Origin of the sequence: Mesorhizobium sp. M2E.F.Ca.ET.209.01.1.1 (assembly GCF_004010375.2) — a bacterium.
Taxonomy (GTDB): Bacteria; Pseudomonadota; Alphaproteobacteria; order Rhizobiales; family Rhizobiaceae; genus Mesorhizobium.
Map to the genome: position 1 here is coordinate 55,475 of NZ_SADP02000017.1, position 16,113 is coordinate 71,587.

Consider the following 16,113-nt stretch of genomic DNA (forward strand, 5'->3'; position numbering starts at 1 on the left):
CTGCATGTCGCATTCGGTCTTGCCTGCTGCTTTCCCTTACGGTCATTATCTCCTCCAATAGCAAGAAACGACCATAAGGTCGGATACCCAGAGTGAGGAACCATAATGTCCAACGAACTCGACTATCTCAGCCGGCGAGTCGCGGCCGGAAAACTTAGCCGTCGCGACTTTCTCGGTCGCGCCGCTGCGCTCGGCGTCACCGCCACTTTCGCCAACTCGCTGCTCTCCAGCGCCGTGCGCGCGGCCGGCCCGGTCAAGGGCGGCACGCTGAAGGCCGGCCTGCAGGGCGGTGAATCCACCAACAGCCTCGATCCGGCGACCTTCCTCAGCCAGGTTCCGTTCGCCTTCGGCAAGTGCTGGGGTGAAACGCTGGTGGAACTCGCGCCGGGTGGCGGCGTCGAATATCTCATCGCCGAGGAGATCGGCTCCTCGGACGACGCCAAAACCTGGACGATGAAGATCCGCAAGGGCGTCCAGTTCCACAATGGCAAGGAAGTGACGCCGGACGACGTCGTGGCGACGCTGAAGCGCCACAGCGACGAAAAATCCAAGTCGGGCGCGCTGGGCGTCCTGAAGAGCATCGACACCATCAAGGCCGATGGCGGCAATGTCGTGGTCACGCTAAAGGACCCGAACGCCGACCTGCCCTATCTGATGGCGGACTATCACCTGATCATCCAGCCGAATGGCGGCATGGACAAGCCGGATGCCGGCATCGGCACCGGCCCGTACAAGGTCACCGTCAACCAGCCTGGCGTGAAGCATGGCGGCGAACGCTTTGACAATTACTGGCAGGCCGACAAATACGGCCATGCCGACCAGGTCGAGATCATCGTCGTCAACGACCCGACGGCGCGCATGGCCGCGCTCCAGGGCGGCCAGGTCAACATGATCAACCGCGTCGAACCGAAGATCGTCGACCTGGTCAAGCGGCTGCCCGGCGTCACCATCCGCGCCGCCTCGGGCCGGGGCTTCTATCCGTTCAACATGTTCTGCGACACCGCGCCCTTCGACAACAACGACCTCAGGATGGCGCTGAAGCTCGCCATGGATCGCGAGGAGATGCTGACCAAGATCCTGCGCGGCTACGGCGAGGTCGGCAACGACATGCCGGTCAACAAGGCCTATCCGCTGTTCGCAGGCGATTTCGAGCAGCGCAAGTTCGATCCGGAAAAAGCCGCCGCGCTCTACAAGAAGTCCGGCCACAGCGGTTCGATCCTGCTGCGCACCTCCGACGTCGCCTTCCCCGGCGCCGTTGACGCCGCCCAGCTCTATCAGCAGAGCTGCGCCAAGGCCGGCATCAAGATCGAGATCAAGCGCGAGCCGGGCGACGGTTACTGGACGGAAGTCTGGAACAAGCAGCCCTTCTCGCTCTCCTACTGGGGCGGCCGTCCGACCCAGGACCAGATGTATTCGACCGCCTATCTCTCGACCGCCGACTGGAACGACACGCGCTTCAAGCGGCCGGATTTCGACAAGATGGTGCTTGCGGCGCGCGGCGAACTCGACGAAGCCAAGCGCAAGAAGATCTACCGCGACATGGGCGAGATCATGCGCGACGAAGGCGGCCTGATCGTGCCGTTCTTCAACCAGTTCGTCGACGCGACCGGCAAGGGCGTCGAAGGCTGGGTCGACAACCCGGCGCAGGAACTGAGCAACGGCCACGCCCTGATCCAGTGCTGGCTGCAGGCGTGACGAAGGATAAGGAAGGGCCGGCGCCAGCCGGCCCTTCCTGGCATTCATGGCCTGCCTGAAAGGCGGGCACCGTCCCTTCTTCACCATTGCAGGTTGCCGATGTCGTCTCCGATCCTGAGATTGGTCGCTCAGCGTATCTTGCTGGGCATTGTTCTTCTGTTCGCCGTTTCGGTGCTGATCTTCGCCGGCACGCAGATCCTGCCGGGCGACGTCGCCCAGGCGATCCTCGGCCAATCGGCAACGCCGGAGGCGCTGGCGAACCTGCGCGAGCAGCTTGGGCTCAACGACCCGGCATGGCTGCGCTACGTGCACTGGCTCTGGGGCATCCTGCACGGCAACTTCGGCACGGCGCAGTCGAGCGGGCTCGACATTGCAAGCTCGATCGGCACCCGGCTGAAGAACACGCTTTTCCTGGCCGCCTGCGCGGCGATCGTCGCGGTACCGCTGGCGGTCATCCTCGGGCTCATTGCGGTGCGCTATCGCAACGGCTTCGTCGACAAGCTGATCTCCGGCCTGGCGCTGGCCTCGACATCGTTCCCGGAATTCTTCATCGGTTATGTGCTGATCTTCGTGTTTGCCGTGCACTGGCAGATCTTCCCGAGCATCTCGACGGTGGATGACTCCACGCCGTTCCTCGAACGGCTGCAGGCCGTGGTTCTGCCCGCCACCGCGCTCACGCTGGTGGTGCTCGCCCACATGATGCGCATGACGCGCGCGGCGATCCTCAACGTCATGCAGTCGGCCTATATCGAGACGGCCGAGCTCAAGGGGCTGAAACCCTTCGATATCATCCGTAAGCATGCTTTCCCGAACGCGATCGCGCCGGTCGTCAACGTCGTCATGCTCAACCTCGCCTATCTGATCGTCGGTGTCGTGGTGGTGGAGGTGATCTTCGTCTATCCGGGGATGGGACAATATCTGGTCGACCATGTCGCCAAACGCGACGTGCCGGTGGTGCAGGCGGTCGGGCTGATCTTCGCCGCGGTCTACATCTCGCTCAACATCGTCGCCGATATCGCCGCCATCGTGGCCAATCCGCGGCTGAGGCATCCGAAATGACGGGGGCATCCGAAATGACGGGTCGGATGCGGAACGACCAGAGGGGGAACTGAAGCGAATGGCGCTACGACAAATTCCGTTCACCGCCTGGATCGGGCTGATCCTGACCGGCTTCTTTGCGTTCTGCGCCATCTTCGCGCCCTGGGTCGCGCCACATGGCAATGGCGAGATCGTCGGCGACGTGTGGGAGCCGATGTCGGCGGCGCACTGGCTGGGCACTGACAATCTCGGCCGCGATCTCATCTCGCGCATGATCTATGGCGCGCGCATCACCATGGAGATCGCGGTGGCGGCGACGGCGCTGTCCTTCTCGCTGGGCTCGATCCTCGGTTTCTCGGCCGCGGTGTTCGGCGGCTGGTTCGACACGCTGATGTCGCGCTTCGTCGACCTTCTGATGTCGATCCCGACGCTGATCTTCGGCCTCGTCGTGCTCTCGGTGCTGCCGACGAATGCGCTGACGCTGATCCTGGTCATGGGCATCCTCGATTCCACCCGCGTCTACCGCCTGTCGCGCGCGGTCGCCGTCGACATCAACGTCATGGACTTCGTCGAGGCGGCCAAGCTGCGCGGCGAAGGCAAGGCCTGGATCATCTTCCGCGAAATCCTGCCCAATGCGCTGTCGCCGCTGGTGGCAGAGCTTGGCGTGCGCTTCATCTTCGCGGTACTCTTCCTGTCGGCGCTCTCCTTCCTCGGCCTCGGCGTGCAGCCGCCGGATTCGGACTGGGGCGGCATGGTCAAGGAAAACAAGGATGGCATCGTCTTCGGTATTCCCGCGGCGCTGATCCCGGCGGCGGCGATCGCTGTGCTGGCAATCTCGGTCAACCTCGTCGCCGACTGGGTGCTCAACCGCACGACGAGCCTGAAGGGAGGGCGCGGCTGATGGCCGACACCAAGGCAAATTCAGGCAAGCTCCTCGATATCCGCAATCTGCGCATCGAGGCGACCGTCTACCCGCCGGGCGAATCGCCGAAGACGATCACGCTGGTCCACGACGTTTCGCTGACGCTCGAAAAGGGCAAGGTGCTCGGCCTGATCGGCGAATCCGGCGCCGGCAAATCGACCATCGGCCTGTCGTCCATGGCCTATGGCCGCGGCGGCGTGCGCATCACCGGAGGCGAGGTGATCCTCAACGGCCGCGACATCCTGAAAGCCGGCCCCAAGGGCGTGCGGGCGCTGCGCGGGCGCGAGGTGTGCTATGTCGCGCAATCGGCGGCAGCCGCCTTCAACCCGGCGCACAAGCTGATCGACCAGGTGGTCGAAGCCGCCATGCTGCACGGCACCGCGACGCGCGCCGAGGCTGAGAAGCGAGCCGTTGCGCTGTTCAAGAAGCTCAGCCTGCCCAATCCCGAAACGATCGGCGAGCGCTACCCGCACCAGGTCTCCGGCGGCCAGCTGCAGCGCGTGATGACGGCGATGGCGCTATGCTCGGAGCCGGACCTCATCGTCTTCGACGAGCCGACCACGGCGCTCGACGTGACGACGCAGATCGACGTGCTTGCGGCGATCAAGGACGCCATCCGCGACACGCATGTGGCGGCCCTCTACATCACGCATGACCTTGCCGTCGTCGCCCAGGTGTCGGACGAGATCATGGTGCTGCGCCACGGCCGGCTGGTCGAATGGGGCGGCACGCGCCAGATCATCAAGGAGCCGCGCCAGGAATACACCAACGCGCTGGTTTCGGTGCATGAGATCGAGCACCAGGAACAGCAGCCGGGCACGACACCGTTCCTGTCGGTGAAGAATGTGACCGCCGCCTATGCCGGCGGCCATGTGAAGGTTCTGAAGAACGTCTCGGTCGACATTTTTCCCGGCCAGACGCTGGCCGTCGTCGGCGAGAGCGGTTCCGGCAAGTCGACGCTGGCCCGCGCCATCACGGGCCTTCTGCCGCCCGAACAGGGCACCGTCACTTTCGACGGCAGGCCGCTCGCCAACAGGCTGGCCGACCGCCCGAAGGAGGATCTGCGCCAGCTGCAGATGATCTACCAGATGGCCGATGTGGCGATGAACCCGCGCCAGACGGTGGGCACCATCATCGGCCGGCCGCTGGAGTTCTATTTCGGCATGAAGGGGCGCGAGCGCGACAAGCGAGTCGCCGAACTGCTCGACGAGATCGAGATGGGCAAGGGTTTCGTCGACCGCTATCCGGCCGAGCTGTCCGGCGGCCAGAAGCAGCGCGTCTGCATCGCCCGCTCGCTCGCCGCCAAGCCGAAGCTGATCATCTGCGACGAGGTGACCTCGGCGCTCGACCCGCTGGTCGCCAACGGCATTCTCAAGCTCCTGCTCAACCTGCAGCAGGTGGAGAAGGTCGCATATCTCTTCATCACCCATGACCTGGCGACGGTGAAGTCGATCGCCGATTCGATCGCTGTGATGTATCGCGGCGAGGTGGTGCGTTACGGCCCCAAGAGCAAGGTGCTGACGCCGCCTTTCGACGCCTATACAGACCTGCTGCTCTCCTCCGTGCCGGAGATGGAAATCGGCTGGCTGGAGAAGGCGATCAAGGGCCGGCGCATGGAGAGCGCCGGGAATTAAAGCGCGTCACGCTGGACGACATGGGTTGAGCTGGCGTCCTATTCTGCGCTTCTGAGGCTTGGCCTGACCGGCCAGGCCTCGATAAAGATCCCTACCGCAAAATCGCATGGAGCCCGCCCCGTGGCGCTCAAATCCAAACTGCTGCTCATCATCCTCGACGGCGTGCCCTACCGGAACTGGCGCCGGCTGATGGGCAATCTGGAGGGCTGGGCGCAGTCGGGCGAGGCGCAGGTGTGGAAGATGCGTTCGGTGCTGCCGTCGACCTCGGCCTGCTGCTACGCCTCGATCCACACCGGAGTGACGCCGCAGGTGCATGGCATTCTTTCCAACGAGAACCGCTTTCGCGTCACGCAGCCGGATATCTTCTCGGAGGTCAGCAAGGCCGGCGGCAAGACGGGCGCGGTGACCCATTCCTTTTGGTCGGAATTCTTCCGCTCGTATCCGTTCGACCTTGTCGAGGACATGGAGTTCGACGATCCAAGCGGCCCGATCACGCATGGCCGCTTCCACACCATGACCGGCTACAATCTCAAGAACCAGATGACGCCGAGTGACGTCGACCTGTTCGCGACGCTGACCATGCTAGTGAAGCGCCACGGCATCGACTACGGCATCCTGCACACCTGCACGCTGGATTCGATGGGGCATCGCTTCGGCCATGACTGCATCCAGATGGACCATGCCTGCTACGCGATGGACGGCATGTTGGCCGCCTTCCTGCCGCAATGGCGTCAAGCCGGCTATGAAGTGATCGTGACGGCCGACCACGGCCAGACGGATCGCGGCCACCACGGCGGCCATGACGACGAGATGCAGGATTTCGCGCTCTATTATTTCGGGCCTGCGAAAGGCCCCGAGGCCGATACGCTGCTCGACCAGCTGCAGCTCGCGCCGACAGTGCTGAGCCGGCTTGGGGTGGAAATACCCGAGACGATGAAGGCGAAGGTGTTTTTGGTTTAGTTCCCCCTTCCCCCTTGTGGCGAAGGTGTCGCCGAAGGCGACGGATAGGGGATGCTCCAGGGAATGCCAGCGTCTCACTCCCGCTGGAACACCCCTCATCCGTCTCGGCGCTGCGCGCCGATCCACCTTCCCCCACAAGGGGGGAAGGAAAAGCGCCCCTACTGGCAACGCTCCCGTTCTTCAGTTAGCCTCCGAAAATCCTTGGCGGAGGGTGAACCTTTTTGGACCGATCAGCGACAGAGCTTCGAGGAGCCAGGCGGCTCGACCGGCCATGAACGCGGCGACGGAAACCGATCGCGCGCTTGTAGACCGGGTCGCGAAGGGCGACCGGGCCGCCGTTCGGCTCCTGTTCATGCGTCACCACGCGCGGATCTACCGCTTCGTGGCGCGCCAGACGGGATCGGAAATGATGGCCGACGATATCGCAAACGAGGTTTTTCTGGAGCTGTGGAAACAGGCGCCCGGCTTCGAGGGCCGCTCTGAGGTTTCCACCTGGCTGCTCGGCATCGCCCGCTTCAAGGCGTTGTCCATGCTGCGCAAGAAGAAGGAAGACTGGATCGACGACGATGACGCGGCGCAGGTTCCCGACAGTGCCGACACGCCGGAAGTCGTCACCATGAAGGAAGACAAGGCGGCCGCCTTGCGCCGCTTCGTCGATGCCCTGCCGGAAGAACATCGCACGGTGATCGACCTTGCCTATTACCATGGCCAGTCGGTGACCGAGATCGGCGAGGTGCTCGATATTCCGGTGGCGACCGTCAAGACCAGGATGTTCTACGCCCGCAAGAAACTCGGCGAAGCCCTCAAGGCCGCCGGTTACGACAGGGGGTGGCCATGAGCGCCGCTGAAAAGATGTCGCGCCGCGACGAGATGGAAACGCTGCTGCCGTTCTACCTGAACGGCTCGCTGGAAGGCGCCGAGCTGGAGGCCGTCGAGGAATGGCTGGCCACCGATCCGGCGGCGATGGCAGCACTTGGCGAAGCGGAGGCCGAGTTCTCCGGCACCGCCGCCGCCAACGAGGCGATCCGCCCGCCAGCCGATGCGCTCTCCCGCTTCGCCAGGGCGCTCGACGCCGAGGCCGGCCCGGTGCGCGCGCCCGCCGGCCAATCCTGGCTGACGAAAATCTTCGGCCGCGTCACGGCGATGCCCGCCAGCGTCGCCTGGGCGGCCGCCGCTGTTCTGCTGGCGCTTGTCCTGGTGCAGTCCTTCGAACGGCCGGGCGGCAAGGGCAACGACTTCGAGGTGGCCGGCGCTCAGGACGATCTGGCGAAGCTGCCTTTCGCGCTGGTCAAGTTCAAGCCGGATGCCAAGATGGCCGATATCGCCGCCTTCCTCGGCCAGAACGGACTGAAGATCGCCGGCGGCCCGACCGCCGACGGCGTGTTCCACCTGACGATCCCGGCCAGCACGGCGGCCGATTACGACAGGCTCGTCGGCCTTGTTGCCGCCCAGCCTTTCGCGGATACTGTGATCCAGGGAAGGAACCCGGTCGATGGCGGCTAAGGCGGTCATTCTGCATGCGGCGCTCCTTGCGGCGGCGGCTTTTGTCGCCGCGCCTGCGTTTGCGCAGACCAATGATCCCAATCTGACGCAGAAGCAGGTGGACTGCTTGAACCGCACGACAACGGCAGGCAGCGACTGCGATAAGGACGGCGGTGCCAAGAATGGCGAAGGAACGCCAGGCACTGCGGGTGGCGCGGTGTTCCTGCCGGCGCTGATCGTCGATCTGTTCCCGAACCCGCCGGCGAGTGCAGCCCCGCAAGTGCCCGCGCCATCCGGTGGAACATCGTCCTCGAACGGTTCCGCCAACACGCCACCGCCCGCACCGACGCCGAGCGGGCCGGTCACGGTGCCGCAAGGGCTCAACCTGGCTGAACCGCCGCGCGCCATTACCGGCGAATTCGTGCCCGACGAAGTGCTGGTGACGGTCGACGGCGATGCCGGCGTGGTGCAGCAGATCGCCAATTCCTTCGGCTTGCAAGTGCGCTCCCAGCGCCAGTCGCGGCTGCTTGGCTCGACGCTGGTGCGCTTCGGCATCACCGACGGGCGGCCTGTCGGCGTGGTGCTGGCGCAGCTCGCCGCCGATGGCCGCACGCAGCGGCGCGAGCCGAACCATATCTATTCGCTGCAGCAGGCGGCCGGCATCGTGAACTATGCCTTCGACCGGATCGCGCTCGATTCAAAACAGGCGAGCGGCGAGAATGTGCGCGTCGCCGTCATCGACACCGGCATCGACGATACCAATCCCGCGCTGAAGGGCGTCATCGCCGAACAATATGACGCCATGCCCAACGTGCCGATCGAGAAGCGCGACCACGGCACCTCTGTCGACGGGCTGATCGCCGGTGTCGGTCCGCTGGAAGGCATGGCGCCGGGCGCGAAAATCTATCACGCGCGGGCCTTCGAAGGCGGCAAGTCGACCATGGACGTCATCCTGTCGGCGCTGGACTGGGCGGCCGAACAGAATGTGCGCATCATCAATATGAGCTTCGTCGGTCCGAAGAACGACCTGCTCGGCATCGCCTGCCGCAATGCACGCGCCGAGGGCATGGTGCTGGTGGCAGCCGCCGGCAATAACGGCCCGAAGGCGCCCTACGGCTACCCGGCCGCCTTCGACGGCGTGATCGCCGTGACGGCGACCGACGCCAAGGACGGGCTGATGCCGCAGGCCAATCGCGGCGCTTACGTGTTCATCTCGGCGCCTGGCGTAGAGATGGTGGCGCCGAGCGGCGCCGGGTCGGACGTGGTGACCGGCACATCCTTTGCGGCTGCAATCGTGTCCGGCGCCATCGCCAATCTGATCCACGCCACGCCGGAACGCTCGGCCGACGACATCGAGAAAGCGCTGGCGGCAACGGCCAAGGATCTCGGGCCAAAAGGGAGGGACAATGACTTCGGCTATGGATTGATCGACACGAAGGCGGCGGGAGCGGCGAGGGAATGAGCTCGTCAATAAATTGGCTGCCGGGTTACCGACACCTCGCTTATGCTGATGCGGCGGCCTGCTCGACGCCAGTTGCTTGGGCTTTGTGAGCAAGGCCGAGCGTCTCCCGAACGGCCCGAAGCACCTCGTCCGCCAGCGCCGGATCTGTTTTTGCGACGGCGCGAGATGCTGCGATAGCGCCAATCTCGGCAGCTACGGCAGCAACGGCGAGACGGCGTTTCTCAAATGCGGGAATCGCCGGCTCAAGCGAACGCTGAAGCGTCGCTGCCATTTCCTCAAATGCACGCGTAAAGCTGGCGCTGACGGCGCCGTCCTGCCGCCCAACTTCACTTGCGGAAGCGGCCATCGGACAAGCGGTTTCGACTCTGTCGCGCATATTCGTTGAAAGATATCCATCGAGGTATTCCTCGAAGGTGGGACAGCCATCACCGGCCCAAGCCCGGGTATCAGCCATGTTTCCCGCGAAGCCGTGGGAAAACGCAGCCGCCGCCAGCTCATCCTTCGAGGAGAAATGCGCGTAAAGCGCCCCGTGCGTCAGTCCGGCCTCCTTGGCGACTTCCGCCACACCGACGCCGTCTATGCCCCGTTTACGGAACAGCCTGCTCGCCGCCTGCAACAGAGCGTGCCGGTTCTCCGCAGCTTTTTCCTTCGAAACACGCATTTCCAGGTTCCAATCCAACTGTCACGAACTTTTTAGTTGCGATCGCCATCAAAGTCAAATAGATGCCGGACATCGCTTTTTGATTGCGATCGCAACCAATGGAGAAACAGGCATGCGTTACAAACTTTTCGGGAAGCACACGGGACTTCGGGTCTCTGAACTCGTGCTCGGAACCGGTAGCTTCGGGACGGGCTGGGGACATGGCGCTGAGCCCGAGGAGGCCCGTCGCATCTTCGACGCCTATGCGGATGCCGGCGGCAACTTCATCGATACGGCCAACGGCTATCAGTTCGGTCAATCCGAGGAAATCCTGGGCGATCTGCTGGCCCGGCGGCGCGACGATTTCGTGTTGGCGACCAAGTTCACCATGCGGACGGACCCCGCAGCCGGTATTCTCGTCACGGGCAATAGCCGCAAGGCCATGGTCTCATCGGTCGAGGCGAGCCTCAAGCGGCTCAAGACCGATCGCATCGATCTCTATTGGGCTCACATGTCGGACGGAGTCACGCCGGTCGAAGAAGTCGTGCGCGGCTTTGACGATCTCGTCCGGGCCGGCAAGATCCTTTATGCGGGCCTTTCCGACTTTCCCGCCTGGCGGGCGGCGAGGGCCGTCACCATTGCGGAATTGCGCGGAGCCGCCCCTATTGCAGGCCTTCAGGTGGAGCACAGCCTCGTCGAGCGAACGACCGAACTGGAACTCCTGCCTGCCGGGCAAGCGCTCGGCCTCGGCATCGTGGCCTGGTCGCCGCTTGGCGGCGGCATGTTGACCGGGAAGTACCGCAAAGGCGAGAAAGGCCGCGCGGAGGGTTTCGGCGGCAGGGTATTCCAAGCCGAAGATTCCGCGCAGCGCACTGCCATTCTCGACACCCTGATCGCGGTTGCGAAGGACGCCGGAGTCACGCCCAGTGAAATCGCCATCGCCTGGGTTGCGGCCAAGGGCTCGCTCCCGATCATTGGACCACGCACGCTGGCTCAGCTCGAAAACAACCTGGCTGCGGCAAAAGTAACGTTGTCGCCGGAGCAAATTGCACGCCTTGATGAGGTGAGCGCGACGCAACCGATCTTCCCCTATACCGTGCTCGATGATCCCGAGACCAGGCAGGGCTTCACGGGTGGCAAGGCCGACCGCTTCGACGTGCCGGCCGAAGCTGTCGCCTGAGGTATCCGCCTGCCCCTGCGCGCCGGCCTGGAATACCAGGCCGGCGCCCCGGCCACTGACCCTCGCACCACCAGTTGCACGCTGCCAGGCGCCTGGCGACGCGGGGCGCGCCGGGGAGCCGAAGCGCGACGTGGACAGCGGCACCTAGAATTCTCCGGCCTGCTTGATACAAGGCGGCGGAGGTTGCCAAGGATTGATCCTTGGCCACAGCGCTTACAGGGCCGGACCCAACCGGACAGGGCTGCCATCGTAGAAGCGCTGCAGCCGAAAGCGGCTGAGGTCGTGGCCGGTGTTGTTTCCCTGGATCATGTCGGAAACGACGCGGCCCATGCCGGGCCCGATGCCGAAGCCGTGGCCGCTCATTCCGGTCGCGACGAAAAGACCGGCGATCGCCTGGACCCGATCCACGACGGGGACGACGTCGGGCATGGCGTCGATCATGCCGCCCCAGCCGACCTTCAAGCAGGCTTTCTCGAACTGGGGAAACAGCTGTTTGAAATTGCGTTCGATCGCACGCAGCCGGGCCGGTTCGGGGGCTGGGTTGAGCACCCGCATTCTCTCGAAAGGAGTCTCTGAATCCGGCGCCCAATCGCGCGGCGTCGACCAGCCATCCGGGTAGCCTGACGGAGCGTACGGAAAATAACGCGCTCCGAGCGGATCGTTCCTGAGGGCGGGAATGTATTTGGTGGCGTGCCGGAATGCGTCGGGCCCCAGGTAGAGCAAGTGGCTGCCGCCTCCGGCGAGCGTGTATCCGCCATCCTGCCTGCGCCTGAAGGCGATGTGATCGTCGGCGGCCGCGCCCGCATAGATCTCAGGCAGAGGCTCCGTCGCGGCCACGGTGACGCGGACGCTGAGCTGGGGGATGGACACGCCGTGCCGCGCCAGGAACAGGGAGGACCAGGCGCCGCCCGCGACCAGCACCGTGGAGGTCTCGATATATCCCGCCTCGGTCCACACGCCCTTGATCCTGCCGGCCGCGATGTCGAGGGTTCGCGCCGCGCAGTTCTCCACGATCCTGGCGCCTTTTCGCGCGGCGAGCCTGGCCAGCGCAGGAACTGCCAACCAGGGTTCCGCGCGCATGTCGGAGGGCGTCGTCATCGCGCCCTTGAACCTGCGCGACATGCCGGTGATGAGTTTCGCGGTTTCGTCCACATCCAGGAGACGCGTGTCGAGGTCATGAGCCGCGGCGATCTTCATGAACGCTTCGAAGTCGGCCATGTCCTTGTCGGCGTTCGCCAGATAAGTCACGCCAGTTTGGGTGAGTCCGATGTCCTCGCCGCTTTCCTCGGCCAGCTGCCGCCACAGGCGGATAGCCTCGATGACGATCGGCAGTTCGTCCGCGTCCCGTCCCTGCTTTCTGATCCAGCCCCAGTTTCGCGAGGACTGCTCGGCGGCGACGCGGCCTTTTTCCAGCAGCGTCACCGGGATGTTTCGGGAGGCGAGGAACAGGGCCGTCGTTACGCCGATGACACCGCCACCGACGATCACCACCTCCGACGTCTTCGGCGGCGGGCCTGGATGTTGGATCGGATCCGCTTCGGTAAACGGGAATGCGTGCAAAAGGCGCACCTGAAGGACTGGCTGACGACTCTGACTTACCCGTTGCCACCTTCCAAAATCAGGAGCAGACGCAGGCAGACCGTTGTCCCACGGGAGTAAATGCAGCCCATGAAGGAGGCGGCAGGTGAAGCCATTGGATCCTGCCCCCTATACCGGCGCCCTTGCTACCGTTGGAAGCCCAGCTTCACCAGCGGCCGTAGTTGGCTCTATGCACCCTTCACGATCCTCGGCTTGGTCGGCCGGCGGGATTGAACCGCACCCTCGAGAACCAAGGCCAACCGCTTCTCGTCTTCGATGGCGCGATCGACCGCCTCAATTTGCTCTTGAAGCGCCTTCAGTTGCGCGCCGTAGCTGGAGCCATCGCTGTCCCCGATCTGAAAGCCACTTGCCCGCATCGCGTCGCGAGTGTGGTGCACATTTCGGACGCCTTCGCGTCGAGTCGCGACCAGGATTTCCCTGAACTCTTCAAGACGTTCAACGTGAGTGCGGGTCATTGGGTTCTCCTATTCGTCGTCATCGTTGCCGGCGGCGCTTTGAACGGCCAACTTTTGGCGCAGAAGGGCTAGAGACTACAGGAGATACTCTCGACAAAGCATGAGTGCGGAAGCTCAAATTTGAACGTCTTGCAATAAGGTGGGGCCTGGCAGGCGGAAATTGGCTTAGTCTGCGATCGATCCATCGCGCGCTCGTCTTTTCAGCTGAGCGCGCCACGGTCCGGCTGGTGAATCTGACCCTAGACCGGGGCCCCTGCCACCGATCCCCGCACCACCAGATCGACCGGCCAGACCTCGCCGCGCGCTCCCTCCTCCAGCCCGGAAATCCGCGCCGCAAGGCGCTCGGCGACGCGGGCGCCGGCAAGGCGGATCGAGGAGCGCGTGGTCGACAGCGGCACCGGGAAATTCTCCGGCCGCAGCCAGGGGAAGACGTCGTCATGGGCGACCAGCGACAGGTCGCCGGGGATGGTGAGGCCAAGATCGCGCACGGCGCGCACCACGCCCAGCGCCATGATCAGGCTGGAGCAGGCGATCGCCGTCGGCGGGTCGCTGTCCTCGAGCAGGCGGCGGGCGGCTCGATAGCCGTTTTCCTCGGTCATAGTCAGCGAGCAGACATGGCGCTCACCAAGCATCAGCCCGCTCGCGGCAAGCGCCCGGCGCATGCCGCGCTCGCGGTGGATGGCGAAGGTCTCGCGGTCATTGCCGTTGATCAGCGCCAGGCGCTTGTGGCCGAGTTGGACGAGCAGCCGCCCCGCCTCGTGGAAGGCGCCCTCATTGTCAATGTCGAGATAGGGATAATCGAAATCGAAGCCTTCGCTGCGGCCGTGGACGATGAAGGGGATGCCCAATTTGTTGACCAGCGCCAGCCGCTTGTCCGCCGGCCTCGGCGCGGAGAGGTAGACGGCATCCACCTGCCGGTTGGCGACGATGCGGCGGTAGGTGGTCTCCTCATCGTCGGCATCGGCGGGCGACAGCACGAGATCAAGCTCGTGCGAGCGGGCGTAATCGCCGAGGCCGGAGAGGAATTCGACAAAATGCGGATCGATGTCGACGGATGCACCCGTCGGCAGCACATAGCCGATCATGCCCGACTTGCCGGTGGCGAGGCGGCGTGCGGATGGGTTCGGCCGGTAGCCGTGGCGCTTGGCGGCGTCCATCACCCGGCGCCGGGTTTCTTCACTGACCTCGGGGTAGCCGTTCAGCGCCCGGCTGACCGTGGTCTGCGAAAGCGACAGCATGTGCGACAGTTGCTTGAGGTTCATCGGAGGCCTCCGGTCCCAAAGCGCTTTCAATTTCAATCGATCCGATGATGACTGGCGCAATCGCCAGACGACATGACCTTAGAGCTGCATCGACCGTGTTTGAAGCCAAAATTGCTGCTGCAGCGCCAAAAAAGCTTGCTGCACTGCACTTTCTTAGAGCATTCGGTGCTTTTTAAATCGATTAGCAACATGAGCCTCTTGACTTCAAGGTGATTCAATGGCGAGATCAAGTTAGCCAAAGCGCTTTGGAACACTCTTCGAAAGGTTGCGGTTGCCTTCTCGCTGAGTCACAGTTCCGTGGGCGTCGGCGGACGAAATGGAGGTTTCGTCCGAACTGTCTCAACACTGGGAGGACTGCGATGAAGAAAATGCTTCTCTTGGGTGCGGCGTTCGCTGCGCTCACCCTTGGCCTGCCGGCACATGCCGAACTGAAGTTCAAGCCGGGCGAGGATTCGAAATTTCACTGGGCGAATTACGACGACCTCAAGAAGGTCGACCTCAAGGGCGAAACACTGACGATCTTCGGGCCGTGGCGCGGCGAGGATGAGACGCTTGTGCGTTCGGTCCTCGACTATTTCCAGGAAGCCACCGGCGCGGAGGTCAAATATTCCTCGTCCGAGAACTATGAGCAGCAGATCGTCATCGACACCCAGGCCGGCAGCCCGCCCAACATCGCCGTCCTGCCGCAGCCTGGCCTGATCCAGGACCTCGCTTCCAAAGGCGTGCTGACCCCGCTCGGCGACGACGTCGCCGCCTGGATCAAGGAAAACTACGCCGCCGGCGATTCCTGGGCCAAGCTCGGCACCTATACGGGCAAGGACGGCAAGTCCGGCTTCTACGCCTTCCCCTATAAGATCGACGTGAAAGGCCTGGTCTGGTACTCGCCGGATAATTTCGAGGAGGCCGGTTACAAGGTTCCGAAGACGCAGGAGGAACTTGCCGACCTCGAGAAGAAGATCGTCGCCGATGGCGGCAAGCCGTGGTGCATCGGACTGGGTTCGGGCGGCGCTACCGGCTGGCCGGCGACCGACTGGGTCGAGGACATCATGCTGCGCACGCAGCCGCCGGAGGTCTACGACAAGTGGACGAAGAACGAGATCCCGTTCACCGACCCGGCCGTGGTCAACGCCATCGACATCTTCGGCAAGATAGCAACCGACGACAAGATGGTGGACGGCGGCGCCAAGGCGGTCGCGGCGACCGACTTCCGCGACAGTCCGAAGGGCCTCTTCACCGTGCCGCCCAAATGCTACATGCACCATCAGGCGTCGTTCATCCCGTCCTTCTTCCCGGAAAACGTGAAGCTCGGCCAGGATGCGGACTTCTTCCCCTATCCGCCCTACGCCTCCAAGCCGGAACTGGGCACGCCGCTGGAAGTCGCCGGAACGCTGGTGATGATCACCAAGGACTCCAAGGCCTCGCGCGAGTTCATCAAGTTCCTGCAGATGCCGCTCGCGCATGAATTGTGGATGGCGCAGAAGAGCTTCGTTACCCCGTTCAAGGCGGCCAACAAGGACGCCTATGGCAGCGACGCGCTGAAGAAGCAGGGCGAGATCCTGGTCGGGGCCACGACGGTGCGGTTCGACGGCTCCGACCTGATGCCCGGCAAGGTCGGCGCGGGCTCGTTCTGGACCGGCATGATCGACCTGGTCGGCGGCAAGTCCGCCCAGGACGTCGCCGCCGACATCCAGAAAAGCTGGGATGCAATCAAGTAGCCATCCGGCAAACAGGCCGCCGCGCGCGGCGGCCATTTGTTGTTACGCAATTCCGGGCGGAAAGCCGTT

At 64.0% G+C, this 16,113-nt stretch carries 14 protein-coding genes; 10 read left to right on the forward strand and 4 right to left on the reverse strand.

All coding sequences use genetic code 11. The features are described from left to right. Positions 1-105 precede the first annotated feature (105 nt). The 8 genes from EN852_RS26410 (at position 106) to EN852_RS26445 (ending at position 9,193) form a co-directional block, all read left to right on the forward strand. Positions 106-1,695, forward strand: coding sequence for an ABC transporter substrate-binding protein (locus tag EN852_RS26410; protein WP_127878530.1), 1,590 nt, complete (start codon positions 106-108; stop codon positions 1,693-1,695). Between the two features lie 99 nt (positions 1,696-1,794). Next, positions 1,795-2,754 (forward strand): ABC transporter permease, encoded by a 960-nt coding sequence (locus EN852_RS26415; RefSeq protein ID WP_127878532.1) that lies wholly within the window; start codon positions 1,795-1,797, stop codon positions 2,752-2,754. A gap of 58 nt (positions 2,755-2,812) precedes the next feature. Beyond that, complete coding sequence (locus EN852_RS26420; RefSeq protein ID WP_127878534.1) at positions 2,813-3,634, forward strand: ABC transporter permease; 822 nt, start codon at positions 2,813-2,815, stop codon at positions 3,632-3,634. Beyond that, positions 3,634-5,289: an ABC transporter ATP-binding protein gene (locus EN852_RS26425; RefSeq protein ID WP_127878536.1), complete on the forward strand. Its 1,656-nt coding sequence runs from the start codon at positions 3,634-3,636 to the stop codon at positions 5,287-5,289. The genes EN852_RS26420 and EN852_RS26425 overlap by 1 nt, the downstream gene beginning before the upstream one ends. A gap of 120 nt (positions 5,290-5,409) precedes the next feature. Next, positions 5,410-6,249: an alkaline phosphatase family protein gene (locus EN852_RS26430; protein WP_127878538.1), complete on the forward strand. Its 840-nt coding sequence runs from the start codon at positions 5,410-5,412 to the stop codon at positions 6,247-6,249. Between the two features lie 271 nt (positions 6,250-6,520). After that, complete coding sequence (locus EN852_RS26435) at positions 6,521-7,087, forward strand: sigma-70 family RNA polymerase sigma factor (protein ID WP_127878539.1); 567 nt, start codon at positions 6,521-6,523, stop codon at positions 7,085-7,087. Beyond that, a complete protein-coding gene (locus EN852_RS26440; protein ID WP_127878540.1) occupies positions 7,084-7,752 on the forward strand; it encodes an anti-sigma factor in 669 nt (222 codons plus the stop codon). Before EN852_RS26435 ends, EN852_RS26440 begins: the two co-directional genes overlap by 4 nt. Beyond that, positions 7,742-9,193 (forward strand): S8 family serine peptidase, encoded by a 1,452-nt coding sequence (locus tag EN852_RS26445; RefSeq protein WP_127878541.1) that lies wholly within the window; start codon positions 7,742-7,744, stop codon positions 9,191-9,193. The genes EN852_RS26440 and EN852_RS26445 overlap by 11 nt, the downstream gene beginning before the upstream one ends. A 40-nt stretch (positions 9,194-9,233) precedes the next feature. On the opposite strand, the gene EN852_RS26450 is transcribed toward EN852_RS26445, so the two are convergent. After that, positions 9,234-9,854, reverse strand: coding sequence for a TetR/AcrR family transcriptional regulator (locus tag EN852_RS26450; protein ID WP_127878543.1), 621 nt, complete (start codon positions 9,852-9,854; stop codon positions 9,234-9,236). Between the two features lie 112 nt (positions 9,855-9,966). Between EN852_RS26450 and EN852_RS26455 the strand changes: the two genes are divergently transcribed. Next, positions 9,967-11,013, forward strand: a complete 1,047-nt coding sequence (locus EN852_RS26455) for an aldo/keto reductase (protein WP_127878545.1) — start codon at positions 9,967-9,969, stop codon at positions 11,011-11,013. Positions 11,014-11,226: 213 nt separating this feature from the next. On the opposite strand, the gene EN852_RS26460 is transcribed toward EN852_RS26455, so the two are convergent. From EN852_RS26460 to EN852_RS26470, 3 genes are all read right to left on the reverse strand, one after another. Then, positions 11,227-12,573 carry an FAD-dependent oxidoreductase gene (locus tag EN852_RS26460; protein ID WP_127878547.1) on the reverse strand — a complete coding sequence of 449 codons (1,347 nt, stop codon included), beginning with the start codon at positions 12,571-12,573 and terminating at the stop codon, positions 11,227-11,229. Positions 12,574-12,779: 206 nt separating this feature from the next. Next, on the reverse strand, positions 12,780-13,067 hold the full coding sequence (locus tag EN852_RS26465) for a hypothetical protein (RefSeq protein WP_112128348.1): 288 nt from the start codon (positions 13,065-13,067) through the stop codon (positions 12,780-12,782). Positions 13,068-13,306: 239 nt separating this feature from the next. Next, positions 13,307-14,329 carry a substrate-binding domain-containing protein gene (locus EN852_RS26470; RefSeq protein ID WP_127878549.1) on the reverse strand — a complete coding sequence of 341 codons (1,023 nt, stop codon included), beginning with the start codon at positions 14,327-14,329 and terminating at the stop codon, positions 13,307-13,309. Positions 14,330-14,688: 359 nt separating this feature from the next. Between EN852_RS26470 and EN852_RS26475 the strand changes: the two genes are divergently transcribed. After that, the gene (locus EN852_RS26475; protein ID WP_127878551.1) at positions 14,689-16,044 is read left to right on the forward strand and encodes an ABC transporter substrate-binding protein; all 1,356 of its coding nucleotides are present in this window, start codon (positions 14,689-14,691) and stop codon (positions 16,042-16,044) included. Positions 16,045-16,113 lie beyond the last annotated feature (69 nt).